The organism is Terrabacter sp. P5_B1 (assembly GCF_056400505.1).
This window is the reverse complement of the sequence record NZ_JBFULD010000304.1, coordinates 1-5,145: the sequence shown is the minus strand read 5'-3', so window position 1 is coordinate 5,145 and position 5,145 is coordinate 1. Positions and strand designations below refer to the sequence as shown.

The following is a 5,145-nucleotide window of genomic DNA, read 5'->3' as shown; positions in this document are numbered from 1 at the left end:
CCGCTCGGGGTCAACCTGCGCGCCCAGGACGTCGAGGCCGTCGCCACGCGGGTTCCCGGTGTCCGCTACGTCGATGCGGTGCGCCTCGCCACGGCGGGACCCGACGGAGCCGTGCTCGGTGACCTCGACACGGTCCAGATCAACGGCCTCCAGCTGCCCGCGGCCACCGTCTTCTGCAGCGCCCCACCCGCTCCCGACCCGGCCCAGCTGCGGGCCGGCAGCCAGCCCGTCGCGCCGACCACCGTGGCGGTGCCGGTCGTCCCGGAGACGTGCTGATGGATGTCCAGGGATCCCAGTACCACCTGGTCTACGGCAACGCCGACTGGGGTGCGTGCACCGACCCGACCTTCGATGCCACGCTCGCCGAGCTGTGGCAGGAGGCCGACGAGGGCCTGTCGGCGTTGCCGACGGCGTGGGAGTACGAGGACGAGCTCGCCGACGGCCTCGGTCGAGTGCTGCGCCTGCGCCGGGAGACCCCGCTGTTCCGGCGGGCGGGCAGGACGCCTCCACTGGATCCCTCCTCGCGTCGTGGCGCCGGCCAGGACGCCGAAGGCGGCTGGTACTGGATCCGCGCCGACCGGCGCGGCATCGACCGCCGGGTCCCCGGTGCGCGGCAGTCCACCGGCTGGTGGGCTGTCGACGATCTCGTCGCGAGCTGCGTGTGCGACACGCCGGCCACCACTGGAGGCTTCACCAGCACCTGCGACTGCGGCCCGTCGGACCTGCAGCTCCAGGGGCTCTGCGTCACGACTCGGGACTACCTGCTCGCCGGATACCTCAGCCCCACCGAGTCCGGCCTGCTCGTCTTCGATCTCCGCGCCGGCGGAGCGCCACTTCGCATGCCGTGGCCGGAGGGCTTCGAGCCCTGGGACCTGGTCAGGACCGACGACGCCGGGGCGCTCGTGCTGGACCGGACGCACGCGGCATACTGGCGCCTCGACGAGCACTTCCGGCTGCGCGGGACGATCCCGGAGCACGCCATCGGGTTCGCTCCGGTCGGCGGCGGGGACCCGATCGTCCTCACCGAGCCCGCGCGCCCGACTCCCACGCCGGTGCTCGACGAGCACGGGCAGCCGTTCCACGCGATCAGCATCGAGCCAGGGCCCGGCGGCAGCGTCCTCTTCCTGGAGTCCGACCCAGGCCTCGGGTGGTCTCGGCTGCTCTGCTACGACGGCGCCGCGCTGCGCTGGGAGAGCTCCTTGGAGAACGCCGTCGAGGTGGTCGACCCCGCCGATCCCACGTCCACGCCGCGGATCTACGACATGACCGGCCACGACATCGTCTACCTGGAGTCGGGCGGGCCGCTCCAGCCGCCGTTGCTCTACGTCGCCGACAGCGAGGGCGACCAGGTCGTTGCCTTCGACCTGGACCCCGAGACCGGTGAGGTCCACGCCCGCGACGACTTCCTCCCGATGCGTCGCTGGGCGTCACGCGCCCTGGTCGGCACCGAGCGGCAGGTCTGCTACGACTTCGACCAACAGCAGGACACGCGCTGGGTCAGCATCGAGGTGTTCACCGAGTGCCGCTTCGCGACGAGTGCAGTCCTGCGCACCCCGCTCGACCCGGCAGCGCACCCGGACGACGTCGGCGCGCCCTTCGACAGCCGCATCCCCGCCTGCGTCTGGCACCGGCTCGTCCTCGACGCCCACGTCCCCACCGGCACGACGCTGACCGTGCGTGCGCGGGCGTCCGACGACCCGGCATCGCTCGAGCTGTGCGACTGGGTGAGCCAACCCGTTCCCTACCTCCGTTCCGGCGGTTCGGAGCTGCCTTATGCCGACCCGTGGGTCGACTGGCGGGGGGACACGAGACGTCCAACACCGCTGCCCGACGGGATGGGCACTTACGAGCTGCTCTTCCAGCAGGTCGAGGGCCGGCACCTGCAGGTGGAGCTGAGCATCACCGGCTCGGGGCGCGCAACACCTCTGCTTCGGTCCTTGCGTGCCTGGTTCCCGAGGTTCTCCTACGTCGAGCACTATCTGCCCGCCGTCTACGCCGAGCACGACGGCGCCGGCCGCTTCCTCGAGCGCTTCCTGGCCAACCCCGAGGGCCTGCTGACGGCCTTGGAGGAGCGGATCGAGCACAGCCACGWGCTGCTCGACGCCCGAACCACGCCCACCGAGGCGCTGCCCTGGCTGGCCGGCTGGTTCGGTCTGGTCCTCGACCCGCAGTGGGACGAGGAGCGACGCCGTTTCCTGGTCCGCCACGTCGACCGGTTCTACCGCCTGCGCGGGACGCCCGGCGGGCTGCTCTCGACACTCCGGGTCTACATCGACGGGCCCGACGAGCGATCCGWCTTCTGCGGAGGCTCGGGCGCCGGTGGTCTGCGGCTCGTGGAACGGTTCCTGACCCGGGACACCGGCGGAGCGGCATACGGAGCCCCGCCCGGCGCGCCCGACCCGGACCCCGCCGCCCGGGTCCGGCAGGCCGCTCACCGGTTCGACGTGCTGGTCCCGGTCGGCCTCTCCGGCGATGCGGTCGCCATGGTGCAGCGGATCATCGAGCAGGCGCGCCCAGCACACACGAGCTTCCAGCTGCGCCGCTACCACGAGCTGTTCGTCGTCGGGCAGGCCAGGCTGGGGCTCGACACCGAGCTCGAGCACGGACCTGGCGACCGGCCCTCGTACCTGCCGACCGTCCCCGGTGCCACAGCGCTGGCGGCCGGCTACCTCGGCTACCCGTTCCCCTTCGACCTCGCCGACCGAGTCGTGTCCGACCGCGACCGCGTCGGTGCCGTCCCCGCCCTGTGATGTGACCTGCGTGAGGAGCCTGCGATGACCACGACACCCTGCGTGTCCCTGACGACAGGGACGCTCAGTCCGGACCAGCGCGTGAACTATGCCTACGGGATGGTGCTCGGTCTCGACGAGTTCCTCCAGGAGCAGCTGTACCTGCTGTCCAAGGACCGCCTCCATGACCGGGCGCTGCACGGGTTCGGCACGGTGTCCGGCCTGGCCGTGTCGGTCGAGCCCGTCGACGACGACGTCCAGGTCACCGTCGGCACGGGGGTCGGCGTCGACCAGTGGGGCCGCACGTTCGTCGTCAGCTGCGACCAGTGCGCCCGCCTCGGGGCGTGGCTGGCCACGAAGGAGCGGSCCACGCCGGGCTCCTTGGCCCAGCACCGCGGCCCGTCCGGAGAGGTCACGGTCTACGTGGTCGGCTCGTATGCCGAGTGCCTCGACAACCTCGTGCCGCTGCCCGGGCAGCCGTGCTCGAGCAGCGAGCAGACGATGGCGGCCTCACGCACCCGCGACGCCTGGGACGTGGAGCTCACGTTCGACCCGCCTGCGATGCAGCGCTGGAACACCGACCGCCGCCTGGCCCGGATTCTCGCATCGATCGTGGTCGTCGACGACCTGCCTCCGGAACAGTCGGACGAGGACGAGATCCTGGCAGCGGTCCTCGACCTGGCGGACCGCGCCGACGACGGGCCCGACGACCTAGACGTGCCTCCGGTCGGCTCACTTCCGCAAGGATCGCCGTGGCAGCTGCCCTCGGGTGAGGCCGCTGACGCCCTCGACCGGATCCTCACCGCGTGGGTGACCAGGGTCCGGCCCGTCCCGGCGCTCCCGGTCGATGCTCCGCCGGCCACCTCCGACGCGGCGATCCTCCTGTCCAGCATCACCTTCGTGCCAGCCGACCCCTTCGACCCGAACTCGCCGTCGATCGGCGACTGCGACGACCCCGACGACGCCGGACGGCCGTATCTGCTCCACACGCAGCTGATCCAGGAGATCCGGTCGATCGGCAACACCCGCGTCGAGCAGTCTCCGGTCGAGCTGGTCACCCTCGAGGCCTCCAGCGACTCCAACGGCGTCACGTCCATCGACGCATGGTTCCACCTCGACGAGCCGGTGCTTCTCCCTCAGCAGATCCTGGTGGTGGACGAAGGCGGGTCGTCGGCCGAGTTCGACACGAGCCCAAAGAGTCCGGATGCCAACGGGTTCTCGACAGTCTGGCGGCTCGTCTCGCCTGAAGGGGGCATCAGCGACACGGACGGGCTGCAGATCTCTGCCCTCTTCCCGGCCTCCGAGGTGTTCGTCGGGGACTCATCGACGACCCTCCCGGACATCGAGGCGAGCTCGCCTCCGTTCCTCGGCCAGGACGAGACGGGCGACGTGACCGCGTATGCCGCAGTGCGGGCTGCCGTCCAACCACCGCCGCAGACGGGCGGCGCCCCGAATGCCGAGCTCGTCGACATCGGCACGATCCTCGTCAACGCCGACCAGGTGGTTCTCGAGCTCTGGTTCCACCTCGAGCCGAGGGGTGTGACCGACGACGTCTTCGCGGGGCGGCCCGCGCTTCGGGTGTTCGACGACGTCACCCAGCAACAGCTGCCGGTGCTCCTCACCGGCCCGGCACCCTGGTCGGGCAACGTCTGGCGCATCGCGATCCGCAGCCCTTTCAAGGAAGAAGGCGTCCGGCAGTATCTCCGTTTCCAGTTCGACACCAAGGAGTTCCAGGTCCGGATCCCGGTGAGCGGCGCCGACGACGAGCAGCTCCGACTGGCGGACTGGATCGACAAGGCCGGCCTCGTCTACGAGGGGTGGAACCCCGATGCCAGCGAGATCATCGTCTTCGAGTACGCGCCGCCTCCCGCTGACTTCAAGCTCACCTTCCCTGGACTCTTCGAGGTTCACGTCGACCCGCACCCCCACCCTGGGCCGATCCCCGGGCCGAATCCACTGCCAGTCCCGGTGCCCGGGCCGCATCCGTTCCCGATCCCGGTGCCCGGGCCGGGCCCCGTTCCCGTGCCTGTCGGCGAGCTCGAGCCGGGCGCACCACAGGTCAGTCCGGCGAAGCGCGCCACCGCCAAGGCCACCGCTGCGAAAGCCGCACCGGCCAAGGCCACCCCTGCGAAAGCTGCGCCCGCCAAGGCCACCGAACCGAGTGCCGCGGCCGCCAAGGCCACCGCCGGGGAGAAGGCGGCTGCGAAGAAGCAGGGCGCCAGCAAGGACGCCGGGAGGAAGCGGGCAGCTGCGCCGAAGAGGGAAGGTGACGCGCCGTGACCAGCCAGCTCGTCGGCTCCGACTACTCCGACGGCGCCCTCCTGCCGAACTACGTCAACGGCAGGCTGCTCGTGGCCGAGGACCTCGCGACGAGCCAGGCCACCCTCCGGACGCGGGACCAGTGGGTCGCCGAGGC

3 protein-coding genes are annotated in these 5,145 nt (G+C 71.3%); all 3 read left to right on the top strand.

Annotated features, from left to right (window positions below):
• Nucleotides 1–276: hypothetical protein (locus tag AC1DP0_RS17795; protein WP_478086959.1), on the top strand; the 276-nt coding region annotated here is incomplete at its 5' end.
• Nucleotides 276–2,750 carry a phage tail protein gene (locus tag AC1DP0_RS17790; protein WP_478086957.1) on the top strand — a complete coding sequence of 825 codons (2,475 nt, stop codon included), beginning with the start codon at nt 276–278 and terminating at the stop codon, nt 2,748–2,750. The genes AC1DP0_RS17795 and AC1DP0_RS17790, both read left to right, overlap by 1 nt.
• Before the next feature lie 24 nt (nt 2,751–2,774).
• Nucleotides 2,775–5,009 carry a hypothetical protein gene (locus AC1DP0_RS17785; RefSeq protein WP_478086953.1) on the top strand — a complete coding sequence of 745 codons (2,235 nt, stop codon included), beginning with the start codon at nt 2,775–2,777 and terminating at the stop codon, nt 5,007–5,009.
• The last annotated feature ends 136 nt before the right edge of the window (nt 5,010–5,145 follow it).